This window comes from Ferruginibacter sp. (genome assembly GCF_028288465.1).
Classification (GTDB): Bacteria; Bacteroidota; Bacteroidia; order Chitinophagales; family Chitinophagaceae; genus Ferruginibacter.
The window spans coordinates 17,161-37,624 of sequence record NZ_JAQBNR010000027.1 but is presented as its reverse complement, the minus strand read 5'-3'; the positions used below and the strand labels follow the sequence as shown (position 1 = coordinate 37,624).

The window sequence follows — 20,464 nt, the reverse complement described above, 5'->3', positions numbered from 1 at the left end:
GCTGTTTTGGGTTGATTTTTGCAATATAAGCGTCTATATTTGTAGACGGTAAAAAAACTGTGGCGCAAAGGTAAGGAAAAGCTTATCCTTGGTATATGTTGGCAATGCATAAAAGCAATAAGCTTACAATTTTTTTAGCAGGTATATAAACAACACAAAACAGCAGCATTTCGTTAGCATAAGAAAATTGTAAAATTTTGTACTAAAGCCCGGTGAGGGTAAGGCTTGCATGAAGAAAATAAAATATTACTATAACACCAATACGCTACGCTATGAAAAGCTGATTACTCCCTTCAGGGTAAAGTTGCTGCGCATATTCGGATTTCTTTCTGCTTTACTCGTAAGTTCCGTGCTGATCATCTGGTTGTATACTAAATTTATTCCTAAACCAACCGACCAGGAATCGAGGTTAAAGGAGGAGATCATGAAAGACAATTACAGGGTATTGAGCGAAAAGGTAAAAACCCTGCAGGAGCAAATGGCAGGGCTGGAAAAAAGGGATAATGAAGTGTACCGGTCTATTTTTGAAGCCAACCCGGTCCCGGATAGTGCAAGGGCAAAATTGCAGGAAAAATCAAAAGAGCTGGATAAAGTAAATGTGATAAGTGATGATGAACTGGGCAAAACAATTTCCCTCGATTTAAATAATATCAGTGCCCGGATTGCGTATCAGGAAAACAGTTATGCCGGCATTGAAAAATTAATCAATAACCAGGAGAGTAAACTGGCCTGTATTCCTGCTATTCAACCGATCAGTAATAAAGATCTTACTCGTATTGCAAGTGGTTTTGGGTTTAGAATTCATCCGATTTACGGTATTCCCAAAATGCACAATGGGCTTGACTTTACAGCTCCCCAGGGAACGCCCATTTACGCTACTGGCGATGGCACGGTCACAACAGCAGGAGAAGGAACAGGTACCGGTAACCACGTAGTGATCAATCATGGTTATGGATACGAAACAGTTTATATGCATATGGTACGTATCAAGGCAAGAGACGGACAACGGGTGAAACGCGGAGAGGTGATTGGATGGGTGGGAAGTACTGGCGCCAGTACAGGTCCGCATTGCCATTACGAAGTACATATAAATGGAAGGAAAGTAGACCCGGTTTACTTTTTCTATAACGACCTGAATGCAGAACAATACGACCGCGTGTTAAAACTGGCAGCAACAGGAAGTGCAAAAAGCTTCGACTAAAAAACTTTTATCTGCAAATACAAAACCAGCAAAAAAGGATATTTTTATATACCATTTAATACATGGCAGTACAAACACAAATAGCATTTGATTTTGATAATATCGAGCAACCGCCATTGCCTGAGAAGAAGCGTGTTGTAAAAAACGAGAAGGTAATTGTACTGCCCGCAGAAGTGTCTGTTGTAAAACAAAAATCAACCCGTGGAAGAAAGAGTTTAAAAGAAATGAGTGCAGGTGTTGACTTGCTGGATATCCCGGAAGATGAAATTCTGTTTCAGAAGATGTATTATTCCATCGGCAAAGTTGCGGCTATGTTTAAGGTAAACCAATCGCTCATTCGCCTTTGGGAAAATGAGTTTGATGTGCTGAAGCCGAAGAAGAATGGCAAGGGAGACAGGTTGTTCAGGCCGGAGGATATAAAAAATATTCAGCTGATTTACCACCTGATGCGGGAGCGTAAGTACACCATGGAAGGCGCCAAGGAGTTTATAAAAAACAATAAAAAGGCCGATGAAAAATTTACGGCCATCGCTGCACTTAAAAAGTTGAAAGATTTTTTGAATGAACTGAAGGCAAATTTATAAGGCATTGGTTGCCTGGTATTACTATTGTTTCCGGTCATTATTTATAACAATTGTACCTGGTTCTCCGGAAAACTCAACACCATTATCTTCCAACAATTTTTTTGTCTGCAGATTGATGGTTTGTTTTAGTGTATCAAACTCACTCAAAACAATGGCATCAGTAAAATATTCAGTGTTGATTGTAATTCCGTTTTTACTGAGGTCTCTAAAGAAAACGGAATAAGAAAGCAGCTGTGTTTTTTTGTCATCCAATATTTTCTTTATACCAGCAAGTATAATCTCCGCTTTTACCACGCTTGTTTTTACAGACAATTCCAGAATAATTTCTGCCCGTCGCTGGGTCCGCATACTCCAGTTGTCTACGATGGAATCTACCATTTGCTTGTTAGGCATTGTAACAATGGTTTTATCACCGGTTAATATTCTCGTGCTGCGCAATCCAATTTTTTCAACTCTGCCTATAATGTTGTTCACTTTAACGGTATCGCCGGTAAAAAAAGGTTTATCAAAAAAGATGATGAAAGATGCGATTAAATTTTCAAGACTTTCTTTGGCACCCAGCGCCAGTGCGGCACCTACGATACTTAGCCCGGTTAACAGGTTGCCTAAAGGCTGGTTGAAGCAAGCTTTTATAATCAGCAGTATGCCTATGATACCAACAATTACTTTTAAAAAATCCCTTAGAAAAACAACCAGCTGGTTATCCCTTGCATCGGGCGTAAGGTTGGCTCTTTCTTCCAGCACAAAAGCAATAAAATCTATCAGCCTCAATACAAGCAGTATGAACGATGCGATGATGATGCCGGTACCTATCCGGGCTATAATATCCGCTGTTGTGTGTCCGTACAAGGTGTACAACAGAATGTTGGGAAAATTTAATTTGTCGATCGCAAATACCGAAATGAGCAACAACAAAAACCATTCAAATGGCCCTACGACAAGGTTAACAAAACTTTCTTTACTCACCGTTTTCCAAACCCGTTTTACGAGCCGGAAAATTAAGGACACCAAATACCGCGATAAATAACGTTTTAAAAGCAACACCAGCAGGATGGCGCCGCCTACTACCAGGTAACTACGGAGCGTATTGTCGAAATAAACCTTGTCTAAAAAATCCATACTATAAAAATACTAAATGAGGGCTATTATTTTAGTGAAAATTGCTGCAGCCCGTCTTTTTGTAACACAAACAATTTGTTATTGCCGGCCTTAATTTGCAGCGCATTTTGAAAAGAAACAGGCAGGGTATAATCTTTTAAATTTAAAGAACCTGGTTTGTATTGGTGCAATAGATGATCGCTGAAACCATATAATGTATTGGCGATTACATCCGTACTGGTCCAGCCTAAAAACGGAATCCTGATTTTGAAAGAACCGTAGTAATCAAATGTATAAAACCCTTTTGCAGAGTCGTATAAGTAAAGAAATTTATCACGGTCGGTGATTTGATCCGGCGAGGGAACACTGTCGAATATATTTCTAAAATCTACCGAAGTCATCAATACTGATCCGTTATCGTCTATCTTTTTAAGTGTAGCATCGCCTTCATCAAACAGCCAGATATTGTTATCGTACGATGCTGCGATGGCTTTTACTTTAAATATATTTTGCTGCCGCAGGTTGATGGCGTTGCGCACATTCAGGAACCTGTCCAGCACAACTACCGTAGAAAAGTTTTTGTAATACAACAGCACTTTTAAAGGATTGGTAGCATCGATAGAAAATAATTTTCCGTACCGCCGCACATCGTTGAACAACGCAGAATCTCCGCTGGGGCTGATTTTTTTAAGTTGGTTAGTATTACTGAGCAGATAAATATTATCGAGGTTATCGATGGTAAAATAGGAGAATGCGCCGGGATAAGATTTGGTTAATGTAAACGAAGAATCATTTTGAGCAACAGCCGTTAAAGCCACAGTGGTGCAGAAAAAAAACAACATTAATTTTTTAGCCTGCATCATTTGTTGAAATATTTTAGTGTGGTAGTTGTTCCGTCAAAAACGGCGTAACTGTCAAAGTTGATCCATTCTCCTAAATTGATATAGCGGCTGTTGTCTTTTAACAAAAAATCGATCGGCAGGTGTCTGTGCCCAAAAATAAAATAATCTACATGTTCTTTCTGCAATACTTCTTTGGCATAAATAATCAGCCATTCATTCTCCTCACCTAAAAATACTTCTTCTTTTTTGTTTGCCTGCTCCCTGCTTTTTTGAGAAAAATAATTGGCGATGCCCAGCCCAAAAAATGGCGGCAAAACTCCAAACGCCCATTGGCAAAAAGGATTACGGAAAACTTTCTTTAAAAATTTATAGCCATGATCACCCGGGCCCTGACCGTCACCATGACCTACCAGGAATTTCTTTCCGTTAAATTCAAATTGCGCCGGTTCGTAATAAACAGGAATATTTAATTCGGTTTGAAAGTAATCCCGCATCCACATATCGTGGTTGCCAACAAAAAAATGAATCTTCATGCCCCCGTCGGTCAGCTCGGCCAGTTTACCTAATATCCTTGTATAGCCCCTGGGCACAACATATTTGTATTCAAACCAAAAATCAAACATATCTCCTACGATAAAGATTTCCTGCGCATCATGTTTTATGCTTTCTAAGAATTGAATAATTTTTTTTTCTCTTAGCAAACTTGCCGCAGGGTTGGGAGTACCCAAATGGAAATCGGACAGGAAGTATATTTTTTTATTGGGGAGTAAATTCATTGTTGTTCTTTATTAGTTCAATGGCCGCTTGATTAACGAAGATTATGGATTTACTGTTGTTGTATCTACCAAAAACAAATATACTTCTTTGGGCCCATGGACGCCTGTAACAAGGGTCTTTTCGATATCCGCCGTACGGCTTGGGCCGCTGGCAAAAGTTATTAATGAGGGGATGGTGGAATGTTTTTCTTTCACCACTTGCAACGCATCTTTTATATCATACACCAGCTGGCTTGTATATGCAATGCAAATATGTATGGGAGCATACACGCTGACTGTACGGCCGCTTTGCTGTGCCGCACTCATCACGATTGTTCCCGTCCTGGCCACCAGGCACTCGCAGCCGGTGATAGAAGCATCGCAGCTTTCAAGATTAATGGTGTTGCTGTAAAGTGCATTCCATTGGTTTTCGTTGCAGTAAATTTTCATCCATTCCCGGCTGCTGATTAAGTGATGTAACTGCAGATGCAGTTCTTTTTCATCGGCACAAAAAATGAATTTGCCTTGCAGTTTGGCAAAGTTTTCGGCAAAAATAATCTCCAGCTCTTCGACGGCAATTTCGTAAAGCGACGCATCAGGCTCATCTAATACAAAAGGCAAAGGCACTGGATGATCCAGTGCCTGCTTTATTTTATTTAAGATATTTTCTTTTGCTGTTGAATTAGCCATACCCTTTTTAAATTTGTGGCGGATTTTTTAATTCCTCAGGTAATGCTGTTGGCGGCTCTTCTGAAACGGTGTCTTCAGGTTTAATATCCAGCGCCTTTTTTTCTTCATAAGGCCTTTTGCCAATTAAAGCTTCCACATCACTTTTAAACAGCACTTCTTTTTTTAAGAGCTCTTTAGCCAGTAATTCTACCTCGGCTTTTTTAAGCAACAATAATTCTTTGGTCCTTACATACGCCAGCGTAATGAGGTTACGTACTTCTTCATCAATCATTTTACCTGTTTCTTCACTGAAGGGTTTGGTAAAAGTATTTTCCTGGTTTGGATCGTAGTAGCTGATGTTACCCACTTTATCATTCATACCATACACGGTAATCATGCTATAGGCAATCTTGGTAATTTGCTGCAGATCATTGCTTGCGCCGGTGCTGATTTTTCCAAAGAAAATATCTTCACTTGCACGTCCGCCCAGCGTCATACAAATCTGGTCCATTAACTGGTCTGTGTTATACAGATATTGTTCTTTAGGCGTGTACTGGGCATATCCCAATGCAGCAGAACCACGGGGAACTACCGTTACTTTTAATAAAGGATAAGCATGTTCCAGGAACCAGCCGCAAATAGCGTGGCCTGCTTCATGATAGGCTATAATTTCTTTTTCTTCCGGAGAGATAATTTTGTTTTTCTTTTCCAATCCGCCAATCACCCTGTCAATGGCATCCTGGAAATCACTCATGTCAACCGCTTCTTTATTTTTACGGGCGGCAATTAAAGCAGCTTCGTTACAAACATTGGCTATATCCGCACCGGCAAAGCCTGGTGTTTGTTCAGCCAGTTTATAAATATCCAAAGTGGTCGATATTTTGATTGGCGCCAGATGCACTTTAAAGATGGCTTCCCTGCCCACCATATCCGGTTTATCAATGGTTATCTGGCGATCGAAACGACCCGGACGAAGCAGGGCTGTATCCAATACATCCGGTCTGTTGGTAGCGGCTAAAATAATAATGCCTAAGTCTGTGCCAAAACCGTCCATTTCTACCAGCAACTGGTTCAGGGTATTTTCCCTTTCATCGTTGCTCATCATCATATTCTTGCCCCTTGCACGGCCAATGGCATCAATTTCATCAATAAAAATTATGCAGGGTGCTTTTTCTCTCGCCTGTTTAAATAAATCTCTTACGCGGCTTGCACCAACACCTACAAACATTTCCACAAAATCACTACCACTTAAGCTGAAGAAAGGCACCTGTGCCTCGCCTGCTACTGCTTTTGCCAGCAATGTTTTACCGGTACCGGGAGGGCCAATCAGCAAAGCGCCTTTCGGAATTTTACCACCTAAAGCAGTATATTTTTTAGGATTTTTTAAGAAGTCAACAATTTCCATTACTTCCACCTTAGCTTCATCTAAACCTGCCACATCACCAAAGTTGATATTTACTCTTGACGCCTTGTCGAACAAGGTAGCCTTTGACTTACCGATATTGAAAATACCACCTGGTCCGCCGCTGCCACCGCCTGGTCCGCCTACTTTACGCATCATCATTACAAATAATAATCCTATTAGTAAAATCGGTAAAAGCGTAGTCACCAGCTGGCCAAAAAATTCACCTTCATCATCCGGAGAATCAGGAATTTCCGAAATATTCGGATACTTTTTATAAAAATCCTGCATCTGCGATGCAAAGGTTTTTTCATCAACTATGGGAAAAAACAACTGTGGCCCGGCTACCTTAGCGGCATTATCCGCATCATACTGTTTACCCATGATAGGACGGTAAACATCCTGCTTTTTAAGCAAGCTGTCTTTCTTAATAAAAACCCGTACAATTTTTTTATTGCGGATGGTTTTAATGCTTTCTACATCCCCCTGCTTTACCAGTTCGGTAAATTTAATCTGGTTGGTTTCAGCTCCTAATATACCAAAGCCCCTGTAAGCATTGTAAGCCAAAATGCCGGCAAAAACAAGGCCGTACACCCAGTAAATATTAAAACGGTTTTTGTTTTTCTGCTGATCATCGCCAATTGGTGGTATATTATCCGGGTTGAATTTCCTCTTTGGTAAAGGTTTTTTATCTTCTGCCATGTTTTTATGCTTCAGTATTTATTTGATTGCTACCTGTAAAAATAGCCTTATGATGGTTTAATCGTTGTGTTCTGTTACTGCGGCATCGCTCCACATTTCTTCCAGCCGGTAAAATTTTCTTGGTTCGGGCAGCATTACATGCACTACTACATTTACATAGTCAATCAATATCCACTGCTGTGCCTGTCGCCCCTCGTGTTTGTAAGGCGGTTCGCCGCATTTTAATTTTACATCTTCTTCTATAAAGTCGGCAATAGCTTTTAATTGGGTGTTATTGGTAGCTTCGCAGATAATAAAAAAATCGGCAACAGCTTCGGGTATTTTACGAAGGTCCAGGCTTACAATATTTTCACCTTTTTTTTCCTGTATGGCGTGAATGATTGTTTTTAAAATTTTACTGTTTTTGGTAAGCCGGGTAACGGAGCTTTTTTTTCTGTTGGCCAATAATGTAAGATTGTTCAAATTATATGCTGTTTTAATTAACTATTACATGGATTACCATGTATAATATTTGTAGACGATTCTAAGAATGTTTTGTTTTACGGTTGCCTGCATGTAGCTTGCAATTATAACAAAAGTACTAATTGTTTACCAATCGTCGTATGATGCCAGTAACCAAACCTTCCTTTATTATTTTAGATTCGGTTGACAGCACCAACAACTATGCCATGGCAAAAGTTCACGCAGGTTTGGCGAAACACGGCGATGCGTACTTTTCATTTAACCAAACCGGCGGAAAAGGACAGCGTGGAAAAAAATGGCACACGGGTAACGGAGAAAACATCGCACTTAGTATCATAACCGACGCTTCTGAGCTGCATATTCATGAACAATTTAAGTTATCGGCCGCAATTGCATTGGCCTGTGTTGATTTTTTTGGTTCATTCGCCGGAGATGAAACGACTATTAAATGGCCAAATGATATTTACTGGCGTGACAGAAAGGCAGGGGGTATTTTAATCGAAAATGTGATCGGGCATGGCCTAACCAGTAAAAAAAATGAAACCAGTACACGTTCGGGTGCATACTGGAAATATTCGGTTGCAGGAATTGGCATTAATATCAACCAGGATATATTCGAAAATGACCTCAACAAAGCCATCTCATTAAAACAAATAACGGGGCAGGATTTTGATATAACTGTGTTAGCACAGCAATTGCACCTGGCAGTGTTGGATTCGTTCAAACAACTGCTGACAGAACCTTTTGAAAAAATTTTACAGCGCTATAATGAACGCCTTTTTAAAAGAAATCAAGCTGTGCAACTAAAAAAAGGAAACATTGTTTTCTCAACCACTATCAAAGAGGTAACAGAAAGCGGGCAACTGTTTACAGTAGACCTGATTGATAATTTATTTGGTTTTGGAGAAGTGGAATGGCTTTTATAACAAACGGGTTGCCATTTGACAACCCGTTTATAGATTTTATACTGATGTTATTTGTAAAGGTAATTTAGTCCGGTAACGTCAGCGGAATTAAATGTACGGTCACCTCCATTTGAGCAGGCCAGCATCCAGGATGCCGCGGCCAGGGTAGCTGTAGAAGGTGTCCCGGGTATCAAAATAGCGCCAACGGTAGATGCGCCTTCGTTGCTTGTAGCACCACCGCAACTAATACTCCTATCATAATAATCTGTATGGCGCATTCCTATACAATGTCCCAGTTCATGTTGCAGCACGCTGCCTACGTACTTAACATCTGGGTTGGTTCCATAGGCCTGGGCATTGGTGTTCATTTTTATGGTATTGTATGGAGCACCTGTTGAAGTGGGAAAACCTGAAGATCCGAGTGTAATATAACCTCCTCTTGGTCTTTGATTAAATCCAAGAACGGTAATATCCGGAGTACCTGATGTTATCCTCTGGAACGTAAATTTTAAACCCAATGCATTATAGCGGGCAATGGCCAAATCAGTTCCTTGCTCAAAGGCGCTTGTTAAATTGCTTACCAATATTGTATACACCCGGCCGGCGGCTGGCGTAATTAAATTTGTGGTGCGGTATTGCTCAGCATTACCAACTCTAACCAACATCTGACTCGGAGTGCTGTTTAAAAGCTCATCCGTCAGGTTGATGTCCCCTTCAACCAGGTATCCATCTTCTGTTTTTTTAACATCACTTGTTCCAAAACCAAGTTGGGCGATTTTTGCTTTTGTTTCAGCTGAAATCTCATCAGTAGCGGGCACATCAGTGGTTGCTGTTTTTTTACATGAACTTACGCTGAACGTAATTGCTGATACCAGCATCAGATGTAGTAAGACTTTCTTCATAAAAGAGTATTTTTTAATGAATAATTAATTTGAAGTTAAAAATTAGGTTAAAAATTTGATAAAAATTAAAAGAAGGCTTTTATTTTTTATCCCCGTTATTTATTGAACAAAAATTTTGAAAGTATTAGTGAGATTGGTTTCCGGGTTACTAACTGCAATAAAATATATTCCCTTTGAAAAGCTAACCGGCAACTGTACAATAGTGGAATTGGTCTGTTGATTATAAACTATTCTACCGGCAACATCCGTAATTTTTATCCATTGATTTTGCAAAGCGTTCATTCGAATTGTAATGTTGTGCCCCTGAGTAACGGGATTTGGATAAATTACAACTTCAGTATTGTTAAAATAGAAAATATCTGTTGCGGCGCTGTAAATAATTCTGCCATCTTTCAATTCAATCCGAACCCGATAAGTATTGACACCCTTATGCAGGCTGTTATCAGTGGCGGTAAAGGCCAATGCACCAATGTTATGTATTTCTTTAAAACCTGTAAACGCGCCGGACACTAATTTTTCAAACATAATTTTTTTTATCAGATAATCTGTTCCCAACACCAATTGAATGGTAGCTGTTTGATCGGGTTGCATATCAGCTAAGAAATTATTTATATAACAATCTACACCCTGCAACGTATAGTCTATCGTATAACTTTTTACACCTTCTTTACCGCCAATTATGGGCGCTACGGCAAACTGGTGCCGGGATAAATTTATTTTGTTGAACACGAATTGCGTATCGCTGGTAATAGCAACCGGTTGAAGCGTTTTGTCTTGCAGGCTAAATAACCGGTAGCTGTTTACGCCGGATAATTTGTTCCAGAAATACAAAACCGAATCAGCACAATTAAAGCCTGTTTTAAAATTTATTTTTTTACTTATGGTGAATGTATCGGTTAGAAAATCACCGGTATTGGTTTGCATTTTCAAAACGGCCAGCGCATTGGTATCCGGCACGGTCCAGTAAAAATATGGATTGCCGGTATTGACTGAACTGTCAATTGCAATCCAGTTACTTCCCTTATTCAAACTGTAAAATAACCGGGCGTTGGCAAAAGGAATATCGGTAGTCCAGCGAATGATATTTGCTGTGCCGGGAAAAAGATTATCTCCCGTCGATGGAAAATGCCACGAAAAATTATTGGTTGTATCCAATTCGTAAGCGATGTAAAAAGACTGGCCTGTTTCGTTTACAGCAAAGCCGTTTACAACAATTTTATAATCGCCTGCGGCTGGATTATCCAGGGTGATTTGTTCAACTGTGTTAAGACTATCTCTTTTGCGAATTGGTAATGCAGATAACGAATCAGCATTGGCAAAACTGTTTAAAACCCACGGTTTCCAGGACTGGCTGGTTGCCGGCAACTGCAGTTCCAAATCAAGATCATTTACAAGCGCTTTGTACGCATTTGGCAAGGCCGGAACATCATTCCATACAAGCATGAATTTGGCTTTGCTGATGCCGGGCGGCATGGTAATCGAAAATTCATTACTGCTGTTGTTAGTCACCGTGCCAGAAAAATACTTTGCACTGAGTAAATCCTGTGCCGCTTTCATTGCATTCAGGTTGCCATAACCAGCCGTGTAATCAATTCCCTTTTTGTCAACATCATCCGCACTGTTTAGTAAAACGGCTTTTATTAAGGCAGCTGAGGGAAGCTTGCCGTTGTGTGTGCTTGCATAAGCCTGTTGCAAAACAGCGGCTGTGCCCGATACCAGGGCAGCAGCACCTGATGTACCATCTTCTCCATAGGCCACCATTTCCGGTTTTATTCTTCCATCATACGCAGGTCCCCGGGAGCTGGCACTGGCTACATTTTCAAAAGAATCTACCGCTCCAACGGTAATAATATTCTTAGCCATTTTAAAACTGCCGGAAATATTTGCATAGCCTGGCAGACCAGCATAAGTGGCCGAAGCCGGAGCAGCAGCAGTACCAAAATTGCCGGCGGAAAAAACAAATAAAAGACTATCATTTTTAAGGGCACTGGCATCATACGCGGTAGCATCTGCGCCATAAAAATTTTCTATGCCAACGCCATAAGAATGGTTTTGTACAGTGATTTGTGATTTCCTGTAACTGGCATCGATATCAGGAAGCAGGTTGCTGAAGTCAGAGGAGGTAATTGTTGCTGCGTTGGCAACGCCTTTACCCAAATACCAGCTGTTACCGGCACCTGCAGCCATTGTAGCCATAATGGACGCATGAGATGACACAACTTTTGCAGCCAAAGGATTATACTGATACCTTGCCGAAAAATCAATATCAGTTGTATCCGGTAAATTCTCTTTGATGGAAATGGTGGTGCCCGCACCATCTAAAAAAGGCAACCTGCTATGCAATAAACTAATTTTATTCACACTTAAATCAAGATCATTAATCTGCAATTCTTCTTTTGGATGCCGGTTATTAAATCCTATAAAAATGATGCTGTTATCCTGTAGCATTTTATTAAAATCTGCCACGGTATTGATTGTTGAAATAAAAATGTTTTCATCCGGTGTACTTGTGAATGAAAGTTTCTTTTCTTTTTTAAAATTCAAGAGATCTGTACCAGCAGCAATGTTTACTACAAAAGAATTTGGAAAATTTAGCTGCTGACTTTTTTGCTGCCATAAAACAGCTGGCGACAATTTCCAATTTGCCGCAGCTTTTTTTATCCAGTTGAAATCAGATTTATCAACCGGTTTATCTGAACCAATAATATAAACGGAATCATTTAGCTGCCGTTGAATACGAACGGAACTGTGCTTAATTAATGCCTTTATTTTTCCCGATGGTACGCAAATTATGTAAAACTGTTGTTGCAGATTGTTGACTTTTGATGAAGAGTCTGCATCAATAAAATCTGTATAAGCCTTAAGAGATGCTTCGCCAGATTGCTGCGCCGTTGCTTTAATTCCGGCTGCAATAAGCGTAAGTAAAAAAAGGTATTTCAAAAAAGTAAGCATGAAAGAAAATGAACAATAAATATACAACTATTCATTTTCAGCTGATCTTGCTTCCACTTCAAAGCGGTTATTGTAATAACCCTTTTTCAGGCTCTCCCACAGGTATTTTACAATAAAGCCTGTCGTGCCATGCTGCTTGTATTGCCTGATATGGCATAGCTCGTGCTTTACCCACCGATGATCTTGTAAAAAATCACCGGCAGTGGTATTGTGTAAATGAATCGTATTGCCTATCACCATGGCTACAGCTGATGAGCGTAATTTTTTTGCGGCAATCTTCGCCAGCCACGAATTTTCTTTTATGATAAAACTGTCTTTAGCCAATTGCTTTCCAGGCGTTTAAAATTTCTTCGGTGTGTTGTTTGCTTTTGGGCTTTAAAAATACCTTTTTGATAATGCCGTTTTCATCAATTAAAAATGTGGTGCGTATTAAGCCCTGGTACTTTCTGCCAAACAGCTGCTTATCGCCCCAAACTCCATATCTATCTATGATGGCATGTTCAGGATCGGCGATCAATGTAAACGGCAGCTGGTACTTTGTTTCAAATTTTTTGTGCTTGGCTGCCTCATCCGGACTAATACCGATAACAGTAAAACCAGCGTTTTTTAAAGCACCAAAATTATCCCGCAGGTTACAAGCCTGTTCGGTACAGGTAGGTGTATCATCCTGTGGATAAAAATACAATACAACTTTTTGCCCTTTAAGGGATGCTAATGAAACCTTATTTCCGTTTTGATCTGTCCCGGTAAATGCCGGCGCTTTTTTTCCTTCTGCTGGTATGGCCATTTTTATTTTTTGATGGTTTTATCTCGTTCTGTTTATAAAAAATTATCTGCTGAAATGATACCATTTTTCTGTTGTGTTTCCTGCACAATCTGCAACACTAATCTTTAGTTCATGCTTACCGGGCCCGCAATGTTCATCCAGTTTATAAATGAAGGTTCTGCCTTTATCATTGCTGAACCGCAGCCATTTGCCATCCAGCATTGCTGAAAAATTTTGCAGCTCTTCTGTTGCATCTGTAATAACAAAAGCCAGCCGGTTTAGTTTAGCAACATTCATACCTTCCCTGAAACCAATAGGCGTTATAGCAGGCGGTACCGTATCCTGCAGCAATTGAAAATTACCGAATGCTTTAAATGAAGCAGTGTACCAGCCATCATTGTGAACGGCTTTTGCATAATCATTTTTACCATTCGCAAAACGGTGCATTACCATTTTATCCGGATAAAGAGCATTGCTGTTTTTTATCATCAGGGAAAATTTTGTTTGCAACGGAACGGAAGCATTGTGCACCTGGTACACCGGAAAGCCTGTCGCAGGAATAATTTCTTTGTAAGTAAACCGGAAGGAGTCATACAGGCAGGGCTCGGGCAGGTAAGCACAAATTTTTTCGTTTTCAAAAATATTCACAAATCCAGGTCTGAACGCTGTTTGCGAAGGAGCAGCCGCAATGCCGGACATTGTTTTTGGTTGTACTGAAGTACCTCTTTTTATATTAAATTTTAAGATAGAACTATTGCCAGCTGCATCTTTTACTTCTATTTTGATGGCGTGTGTACTATCGTCGGTAAGATCAATAACGCCATCACCACTCACTTGTTTATAAATACCTTCGGGATAACCGGGCAACCTGCTCAAATGCTGTAAAAAAGGCCCGCCATCACTGCGTAATTTATAATCGATTTGTGCATTCACGTACCGTGTTTCATCGTAACTGATGCTGTCTATCTGGAAACCAATTACAGGGCGTTCGTCATTGGATAACGAGGCTTCGTAAATGCCATATTTGTGAGGCGACCCACTAAAGCGATCCGTGGCTGCAATTGCGAAACTAACCTTATCTGTATTGGTAATGATTACCGCAGGAATGGTATATATGCCGTTCTCTTTTTTAAGATTGTAAAACTTTGGGCTCTGTTCATAGGTGCTGAGACAGCGGTCATACATGGCTACGCGGAAAATATCGGGTGGAATGTTATCGGGTAAACCCATGCCGAATAAAAACGGGTTAAGTACCTTGTCCGTTTTGGTATCCCTTATTTCAAAATGTGTGTGCGGTCCCTGGGATCCACCGGTATTGCCACTAAATGCAATTTGCTGACCTTTCTTAACAGGGAATAATCCTTCGGGTATATCGACAAATATTTTCCAGCTCTGCTGACTGTATTGCAGGCTGGTAATGTATTTCTCCAACGCAGGATAAAAATCATTCAGGTGAGCGTAGAGCGTTGTAAGGCCATTGGGATGGTTGATATAAATGCATCTGCCAAATCCAAAAGGTTCAATTTTTACTTTTGCGATATAGCCCTCTGCAGCCGCTACAACAGGAACATTTTCTCTTTGATCAGTTTTACAATCCAGCCCCATGTGGTAATGATTGGGCCTTAACTCACCAAAGTTGGCTGCCAATGCATGCCTTGCTATCACCGGCCATTGGAAATAACCCTGGGGGTAATTTTTTGCCGGAAAAATCTGTGCTGTGGCCGAAATAAATATTAGCAAAAAAATACATAACGCCGTTAGTTTGTGTACATTCATATTGTAAAATCAATATGCAAACTTAATTGTAAAATCACACTAAAAATTACTATCATGAGCGTAAATTCAAAACACATTGCAACTTTTTTGTTAGGCGCTGCAGCTGCTTTAGCCGGTGCAAAATATATGAGCATGACGCCGGAAGAAAAAGAAAAACTGGCTGCCGATCTAAAAGATAAAGCGCATAAAATGAAAGACGAAGCCGAAGGCGCATTTGACAAAGCCAAAGACTATTTTGATGAACTAAAAACAAAAGGCACCGAAGCTTTTAAAGAACATTTTGGTGAAGCTGAAAAAACAATCAGCGATTTGTTTGGCAAAAAGGACAGTACTGCAGGAACACCGTCTTAATGCTGTACAATATCCGTCGCTATTTTATTGCTATCTCAGGTAAGTTACCGCCAGCTTTTTCAAAAAGAAGAGCTGGCGTTTTTTTTGCGAGCCAACCAACAGGCATTAAAAAAACTTTTCTTAAAAAGGTTAAATTAATTGCTATTTTGTACCTGATTGTCCCTGGTTAATTGCCTGCTCCCCTCTCTGATAGTAAACCCCTGCTTAGTTACAAGCTAAGAATTCATTTCAGTTGCCAGTACAAAAACATAAGCCATAATAATTTATCAATCCCTAAACTAAACAGCCATGCGTTACAAAAAAGAAAGCAGCGATCTTAAAATTTATGCAGTTGCAGGAACACAAACTGTACTGTTGTCTTTTGATATTGCGAAGAGTAAAGTTGAAAATAAAAATTTCCTTGGGTTTAGTTTGGAAAGGAAAGATAAAAATGGCATCGTTAAATACCTGAATGGCACTAAATATTTTGCTTCGCTGCAAACAGTTACAGATCCTGAAATAAGGTACACTTCTTTGCTACAAACCTTTTACTGGCAGGATTATACGGCCGATCCGGGACAGACTTATACCTATACCGTCAAGCCAATGTTTGGCACGGCTATTAACCACCTGCCAAAATATGAAAACAGCATAGAAATTACCACGGAAAACCTGCAGGAAGGAAAACATTCTGTTTATTTCAATTACGGTGTTACGGGCTCGCAAGCCTATGCGCATAACAAAGAATATGGCAACAAACCCATCAGTGATTTAACGGGCGTAGCGCTGGAACATGCGCTGGCGTTTTTAGGAAGAGACTTATGGAGTGAAGGCTTGTTAAAGTTTGTGCAACAGGCCACCAACAACACGTTCAGCATTTATGGTTCGTTTTATGAACTGCAGTTTCCGGTTTTTTTAGATGAATTAAAAGCAGCTTCCGACAGGGGTGCAGATGTTCAGCTGATCGTGAGCGGCAAGCCCGACCAGTATGATGATAAAGTGTACAAAGACGGAACTGTTCGGCTGAACAACAAGTCGATGCTTAAAAAAGCTGGCCTGGAGCCAATGATAAAAACCCTGCGTACAAAGCCCAGTCAGCCGCACAATAAGTTTATGGTTTTATGCCAGGATGGAAAACCCAAACAGGTATGGACGGGTTCAACCAACATTACACTGGCGGGTATTTTTGGTCAGTGCAATACTGGTCACTGGATTGTGGATGATGCGATCGCTAAAAAATATCTTGATTACTGGACGGGTATTCAGGGTAACCCGTTTATGAGCGTACAGGCAAAATTATGTGAAGCCATACAACCAGATACCGACCTGGTAGGTCTTACAAAGGGAACTTATGTTTTTTTTAGTCCGAGGGATTTGCCTGACGTAAAAGATGTGGCGCCCGCACATTTGCAGCATTATGCCGATTTAATCGACAGTGCGACGGAGCTGGTTTGCATGGTTTTTCCTTTCAATATGGATGAAGTGTTTAATACCGTTTTTAAAAGAGATAAAGCATACTTGCGGCTATTGTTATTCGAATCTGCATCGGATGCCGCAGGTGTTAAAAGCAATGACATTGATGTGAAGGTAACTGCCGGTGCTGTGTATGAAGGCGGTGAAAAGCAATGGGCAAAAGAAATTACAACAAAAGCAATTACCGGGGCCGGCATATTGTATGTGCACAATAAATTCTTTTTGGTAGATCCCTTGTCTGATAAGCCCGTAGTGGTAATGGGCTCGGCAAATTTTAGCGCCAACTCCATTCAGAACAATGATGAAAACACCCTTGTAATAAAAGGGGATAGCAGGGTGGCCGATATTTACCTGACTGAGTTTGATCGGTTGTTCGTCCATTTTTGGCCAAGATATTTGAGTAGGCTACAGGCAAAAAATAACCAGCCGTTGCAGGGATTTTTAAAACCGCTGGATGAAACGTTCACCTGGCATAAAGATTACTTTGATGAAACCAAATATGTAATGAAACGAAAATTGTTGTTTAAGAAGATGAAGGGAGCAAAAAGGGTTAAATAATATCTGGGTAGTCTCTATAAGTTGCCCGAATATCTACGCTTTAATAAAAGCCAAATAGCAGCATTGCGGACGAACGGATTGCGACGCAAGGATGATGCTATGAAAATATTAGCTGGTATTATGTGTTTTAAAACCTGTTGCCATTACTGACCGGGATAAGTTTTAAATTTTCTCATTTCATTTTTTCCGCTCAGTCCCTTACTTTTGCACGCCTACAGAAGGCAACATATTATGCCAAAAGACAATTCCATCCACTCAGTATTAATTATCGGCTCTGGCCCAATCGTTATAGGACAAGCCTGCGAATTTGATTATTCGGGAACACAAGCTGCAAGAAGCTTACGTGAAGAAGGTATTAAAGTAACACTGATCAACAGTAACCCGGCCACTATCATGACTGACCCGATGATGGCCGACAGGGTTTACCTGCTGCCATTAACGGTTGAAAGTATTGAACAGATACTGGAAGAAAATGATATAGATGCAGTATTGCCAACCATGGGTGGACAAACTGCCCTGAACCTTTGTAAGGAAGCGGATGAATTGGGTATTTGGGAGAAATTTAACGTTAGGCTGATAGGTGTAGATATTAAGGCAATTGACAAAGCAGAAGACAGGGAAAAATTTCGCCAGTGGATGATTGAAATGGGCATTCCCGTTTGTCCTGCAAGAACTGCCAATTCTTTTTTAGAAGGAAAGGAGTTTGCTGCGGAAGTTGGATTTCCTTTGGTAATTCGTCCGTCTTTTACGCTGGGCGGCAGCGGTGGCGGTATTGTATTTAAAAAAGAAGAACTGGACGATGCGCTGAACAACGGTTTAACTGCATCGCCGATACACGAAGTACTGGTTGAAAAAGCCGTGCTGGGCTGGAAGGAATATGAACTGGAATTACTCAGGGATAATAACGACAACGTAGTGATTATTTGCGCCGTTGAAAACTTTGACCCGATGGGAGTCCACACCGGCGATAGTATAACAGTCGCACCAGCTATGACCTTGAGCGATACAGCCTACCAGCTGATGCGCAACACGGCCATCCGCATGATGCGTGCGCTGGGTAATTTTGCCGGCGGATGTAATGTGCAGTTTGCCCTCAATCCACAAACAGAAGAGCTGATTGTGGTAGAAATAAACCCTAGGGTTAGCCGCTCCTCTGCCTTGGCAAGTAAGGCCACTGGTTACCCGATTGCAAAGATTGCCGCTAAGCTGGCAATTGGTTATAACCTGGATGAATTGAAAAACCAGATCACCCAATCTACTTCCGCTTATTTTGAGCCGGCACTGGATTATGTGATTGTAAAAATACCGCGTTGGAACTTTGATAAATTCAAAGGCGCTAATGATACACTGGGCTTTCAAATGAAGAGCGTAGGTGAAGTAATGGCCATTGGCAGAAGCTTTGCAGAAGCGATACAAAAAGCTTGTCAGAGTTTGGAAAACGAAGCCGTTGGTTTGGGTTATTATGGCAAAAGTTTAATGCATGCCGATGAACTGATTGAATACATCAAGATACCTAAATGGGACCGGGTATTTCGCATTAAAGATGCGCTGATGGCGGGTGCCAGCGTAAAACGCATTTGTGAAAGTACAGGAATTGACCGCTGGTTTATTTACCAGATTCAGAAGATATGTGACTGCGAAAAAGAGATCGCTAAATACGATCTGAAAACATTGCCGGATGAACTGCTGACACAAGCTAAATTTTTAGGATTTAGTGATGAGCAGATTGTGCGGATAATGAAAGAAGATGATGCGGAAATTATTTATAACCGCAGAAAAGAAATGGGTTTAACAAGGGTGTTTAAAATGGTTGATACCTGCAGTGCTGAGTTTGAAGCCAAGACGCCTTACTTCTATTCTACCTTCGAAAAAGCACCTTTAAATTCCCCGGTTGACAAAGCGTTGGAATCCAACGAATCAAAAGTTTCGGCAAAGAAAAAAATAATTGTCTTAGGCAGCGGACCTAACAGAATTGGCCAGGGTATTGAGTTTGATTACTGTTGCGTACACGGATTGCTGGCGGTTAAAGAAGCCGGATATGAAGCCATTATGGTGAATTGCAACCCGGAGACTGTTTCTACTGATTTTGATATTGCCAATAAATTATATTTTGAACCCGTTTTCTGGGAACATCTTTGGGAAATTATAGAGCACGAAAAACCTGAAGGTGTAATTGTGCAATTAGGCGGGCAAACTGCCCTAAAGCTGGCAAAACAATTACATCAGAAAGGCATTAAAATTATCGGTACTTCTTTCGACAGCATGGATATTGCGGAAGACCGCGGCAGGTTTAGTGATACGCTGAAAGAACTTGGTATTCCTTATCCTAACTATGGTACAGCCTACAATACTGACGAAGCTATTGAGGTTGCAAAACACGTAGGTTACCCGGTGCTGATTCGTCCCAGCTATGTAATTGGGGGACAGCGCATGCGCATTGTATTGAATGATGAGGACCTTGAAAAAGGTATTCTAAGTTTGATCAAACATTTGCCCGGCAATAAAATTCTCATTGATCACTTCTTGGATCGCTGCCAGGAAGCTGAAATTGATGCCATTTTTGATGGCGAAGAATTTCACATCATGGGCGTGATGGAACATATAGAACCGGCTGGTATTCATAGTGGAGATAGTAATGCAGTTTTACCGCAATTCAACCTGTCTCCATTGATAGTTACCACTATGGAACATTATGCAGAAAAGATAGCCCGTAAGCTAAATATAAAAGGCCTTATCAATATCCAGTTTGCAATTAAAGACGGTAACGTGTTTGTGATTGAAGCCAACCCGAGAGCGAGCCGTACCACACCGTTTATCGCAAAAGCATACCAGATTCCTTACCTGAACATTGCTACTAAAATTATGCTGGGGGTAAATAAAATAAGCGATTTCACTTACGATAAAAAACTGCAGGGATTTGCCATTAAAGAACCTGTTTTTTCCTTTAATAAATTCCCGGGTGTTAGTAAAGAATTAGGGCCAGAAATGAAGAGCACGGGAGAAGCGATCCGCTTTATAAAAGACTTGCGTGATCCGTACTTCAGGCAGCTGTACAAAGAGCGCAGCATGCATTTAAGTAAGTAGTAA

At 40.6% G+C, this 20,464-nt stretch carries 17 protein-coding genes; 6 read left to right on the top strand and 11 right to left on the bottom strand.

What is annotated here, in order from left to right:
* The first annotated feature begins 229 nt into the window (after window positions 1-229).
* Together JWR61_RS13420 and JWR61_RS13415 are read left to right on the top strand one after the other, a co-directional pair.
* Entirely contained in the window at window positions 230-1,201 is a 972-nt protein-coding gene (locus JWR61_RS13420; RefSeq protein ID WP_301928285.1) for a peptidoglycan DD-metalloendopeptidase family protein, read from the top strand.
* Window positions 1,202-1,263: 62 nt separating this feature from the next.
* Window positions 1,264-1,785: a MerR family transcriptional regulator gene (locus JWR61_RS13415; protein ID WP_301928284.1), complete on the top strand. Its 522-nt coding sequence runs from the start codon at window positions 1,264-1,266 to the stop codon at window positions 1,783-1,785.
* Between the two features lie 21 nt (window positions 1,786-1,806).
* Here the strand turns inward: JWR61_RS13415 and JWR61_RS13410 are convergent, their stop codons facing one another.
* Genes JWR61_RS13410 through rsfS form a run of 6 tightly spaced genes read right to left on the bottom strand, consistent with a single transcriptional unit; the run spans window position 1,807 to window position 7,715 of the window.
* Window positions 1,807-2,904 (bottom strand): mechanosensitive ion channel family protein, encoded by a 1,098-nt coding sequence (locus tag JWR61_RS13410; RefSeq protein WP_301928283.1) that lies wholly within the window; start codon window positions 2,902-2,904, stop codon window positions 1,807-1,809.
* A 26-nt stretch (window positions 2,905-2,930) separates the two neighbouring features.
* Window positions 2,931-3,746: a hypothetical protein gene (locus JWR61_RS13405; RefSeq protein WP_301928282.1), complete on the bottom strand. Its 816-nt coding sequence runs from the start codon at window positions 3,744-3,746 to the stop codon at window positions 2,931-2,933.
* A complete protein-coding gene (locus tag JWR61_RS13400) occupies window positions 3,743-4,501 on the bottom strand; it encodes a UDP-2,3-diacylglucosamine diphosphatase (RefSeq protein WP_301928281.1) in 759 nt (252 codons plus the stop codon). Before JWR61_RS13400 ends, JWR61_RS13405 begins: the two co-directional genes overlap by 4 nt.
* Window positions 4,502-4,543: 42 nt before the next feature.
* A complete protein-coding gene (locus JWR61_RS13395) occupies window positions 4,544-5,170 on the bottom strand; it encodes an LUD domain-containing protein (protein WP_301928280.1) in 627 nt (208 codons plus the stop codon).
* 7 nt (window positions 5,171-5,177) lie between these two features.
* Complete coding sequence (gene ftsH, locus JWR61_RS13390) at window positions 5,178-7,253, bottom strand: ATP-dependent zinc metalloprotease FtsH (protein WP_301928279.1); 2,076 nt, start codon at window positions 7,251-7,253, stop codon at window positions 5,178-5,180.
* Between the two features lie 57 nt (window positions 7,254-7,310).
* The gene (gene rsfS, locus JWR61_RS13385; RefSeq protein WP_290339662.1) at window positions 7,311-7,715 is read right to left on the bottom strand and encodes a ribosome silencing factor; all 405 of its coding nucleotides are present in this window, start codon (window positions 7,713-7,715) and stop codon (window positions 7,311-7,313) included.
* 140 nt (window positions 7,716-7,855) lie between these two features.
* Between rsfS and JWR61_RS13380 the strand changes: the two genes are divergently transcribed.
* The gene (locus tag JWR61_RS13380; protein ID WP_301928278.1) at window positions 7,856-8,641 is read left to right on the top strand and encodes a biotin--[acetyl-CoA-carboxylase] ligase; all 786 of its coding nucleotides are present in this window, start codon (window positions 7,856-7,858) and stop codon (window positions 8,639-8,641) included.
* A 47-nt stretch (window positions 8,642-8,688) separates the two neighbouring features.
* Here JWR61_RS13380 and JWR61_RS13375 read toward each other — a convergent pair whose 3' ends face one another.
* The 5 genes from JWR61_RS13375 to JWR61_RS13355 form a co-directional block, all read right to left on the bottom strand.
* On the bottom strand, window positions 8,689-9,522 hold the full coding sequence (locus JWR61_RS13375) for a M57 family metalloprotease (protein WP_301928277.1): 834 nt from the start codon (window positions 9,520-9,522) through the stop codon (window positions 8,689-8,691).
* A 99-nt stretch (window positions 9,523-9,621) separates the two neighbouring features.
* Window positions 9,622-12,474: a S8 family serine peptidase gene (locus tag JWR61_RS13370; protein WP_301928276.1), complete on the bottom strand. Its 2,853-nt coding sequence runs from the start codon at window positions 12,472-12,474 to the stop codon at window positions 9,622-9,624.
* A gap of 27 nt (window positions 12,475-12,501) precedes the next feature.
* Window positions 12,502-12,798, bottom strand: coding sequence for a DUF4157 domain-containing protein (locus tag JWR61_RS13365; RefSeq protein WP_301928275.1), 297 nt, complete (start codon window positions 12,796-12,798; stop codon window positions 12,502-12,504).
* Window positions 12,791-13,261 (bottom strand): thioredoxin-dependent thiol peroxidase, encoded by a 471-nt coding sequence (bcp, locus tag JWR61_RS13360; protein ID WP_301928274.1) that lies wholly within the window; start codon window positions 13,259-13,261, stop codon window positions 12,791-12,793. The genes JWR61_RS13365 and bcp overlap by 8 nt, the downstream gene beginning before the upstream one ends.
* 42 nt (window positions 13,262-13,303) lie before the next feature.
* Window positions 13,304-15,016, bottom strand: a complete 1,713-nt coding sequence (locus tag JWR61_RS13355) for a M23 family metallopeptidase (RefSeq protein WP_301928273.1) — start codon at window positions 15,014-15,016, stop codon at window positions 13,304-13,306.
* Between the two features lie 54 nt (window positions 15,017-15,070).
* Here JWR61_RS13355 and JWR61_RS13350 point away from each other — a divergent pair, with 54 nt between their 5' ends.
* The 3 genes from JWR61_RS13350 (at window position 15,071) to carB (ending at window position 20,461) form a co-directional block, all read left to right on the top strand.
* A complete protein-coding gene (locus JWR61_RS13350) occupies window positions 15,071-15,367 on the top strand; it encodes a YtxH domain-containing protein (protein ID WP_290339671.1) in 297 nt (98 codons plus the stop codon).
* Window positions 15,368-15,655: 288 nt separating this feature from the next.
* Window positions 15,656-17,377 (top strand): phospholipase D-like domain-containing protein, encoded by a 1,722-nt coding sequence (locus JWR61_RS13345; protein ID WP_301928272.1) that lies wholly within the window; start codon window positions 15,656-15,658, stop codon window positions 17,375-17,377.
* A 231-nt stretch (window positions 17,378-17,608) separates the two neighbouring features.
* Window positions 17,609-20,461: a carbamoyl-phosphate synthase large subunit gene (gene carB / locus JWR61_RS13340; RefSeq protein WP_301928271.1), complete on the top strand. Its 2,853-nt coding sequence runs from the start codon at window positions 17,609-17,611 to the stop codon at window positions 20,459-20,461.
* Window positions 20,462-20,464 lie beyond the last annotated feature (3 nt).

Excerpts from the sequence above, each read along its gene's own strand:
- JWR61_RS13380 (WP_301928278.1), top strand. The coding sequence starts at position 7,856 with ATGATGCCAGTAACCAAACCTTCCTTTATTATTTTAGATTCGGTTGAC.
- JWR61_RS13410 (WP_301928283.1), bottom strand. The coding sequence starts at position 2,904 with ATGGATTTTTTAGACAAGGTTTATTTCGACAATACGCTCCGTAGTTAC.
- bcp (WP_301928274.1), bottom strand. The coding sequence starts at position 13,261 with ATGGCCATACCAGCAGAAGGAAAAAAAGCGCCGGCATTTACCGGGACA.
- ftsH (WP_301928279.1), bottom strand. The coding sequence starts at position 7,253 with ATGGCAGAAGATAAAAAACCTTTACCAAAGAGGAAATTCAACCCGGAT.
- JWR61_RS13415 (WP_301928284.1), top strand. The coding sequence starts at position 1,264 with ATGGCAGTACAAACACAAATAGCATTTGATTTTGATAATATCGAGCAA.
- JWR61_RS13405 (WP_301928282.1), bottom strand. The coding sequence starts at position 3,746 with ATGATGCAGGCTAAAAAATTAATGTTGTTTTTTTTCTGCACCACTGTG.
- JWR61_RS13400 (WP_301928281.1), bottom strand. The coding sequence starts at position 4,501 with ATGAATTTACTCCCCAATAAAAAAATATACTTCCTGTCCGATTTCCAT.
- JWR61_RS13370 (WP_301928276.1), bottom strand. The coding sequence starts at position 12,474 with ATGCTTACTTTTTTGAAATACCTTTTTTTACTTACGCTTATTGCAGCC.
- JWR61_RS13395 (WP_301928280.1), bottom strand. The coding sequence starts at position 5,170 with ATGGCTAATTCAACAGCAAAAGAAAATATCTTAAATAAAATAAAGCAG.
- carB (WP_301928271.1), top strand. The coding sequence starts at position 17,609 with ATGCCAAAAGACAATTCCATCCACTCAGTATTAATTATCGGCTCTGGC.
- JWR61_RS13345 (WP_301928272.1), top strand. The coding sequence starts at position 15,656 with ATGCGTTACAAAAAAGAAAGCAGCGATCTTAAAATTTATGCAGTTGCA.
- JWR61_RS13420 (WP_301928285.1), top strand. The coding sequence starts at position 230 with ATGAAGAAAATAAAATATTACTATAACACCAATACGCTACGCTATGAA.
- JWR61_RS13375 (WP_301928277.1), bottom strand. The coding sequence starts at position 9,522 with ATGAAGAAAGTCTTACTACATCTGATGCTGGTATCAGCAATTACGTTC.
- JWR61_RS13350 (WP_290339671.1), top strand. The coding sequence starts at position 15,071 with ATGAGCGTAAATTCAAAACACATTGCAACTTTTTTGTTAGGCGCTGCA.
- JWR61_RS13355 (WP_301928273.1), bottom strand. The coding sequence starts at position 15,016 with ATGAATGTACACAAACTAACGGCGTTATGTATTTTTTTGCTAATATTT.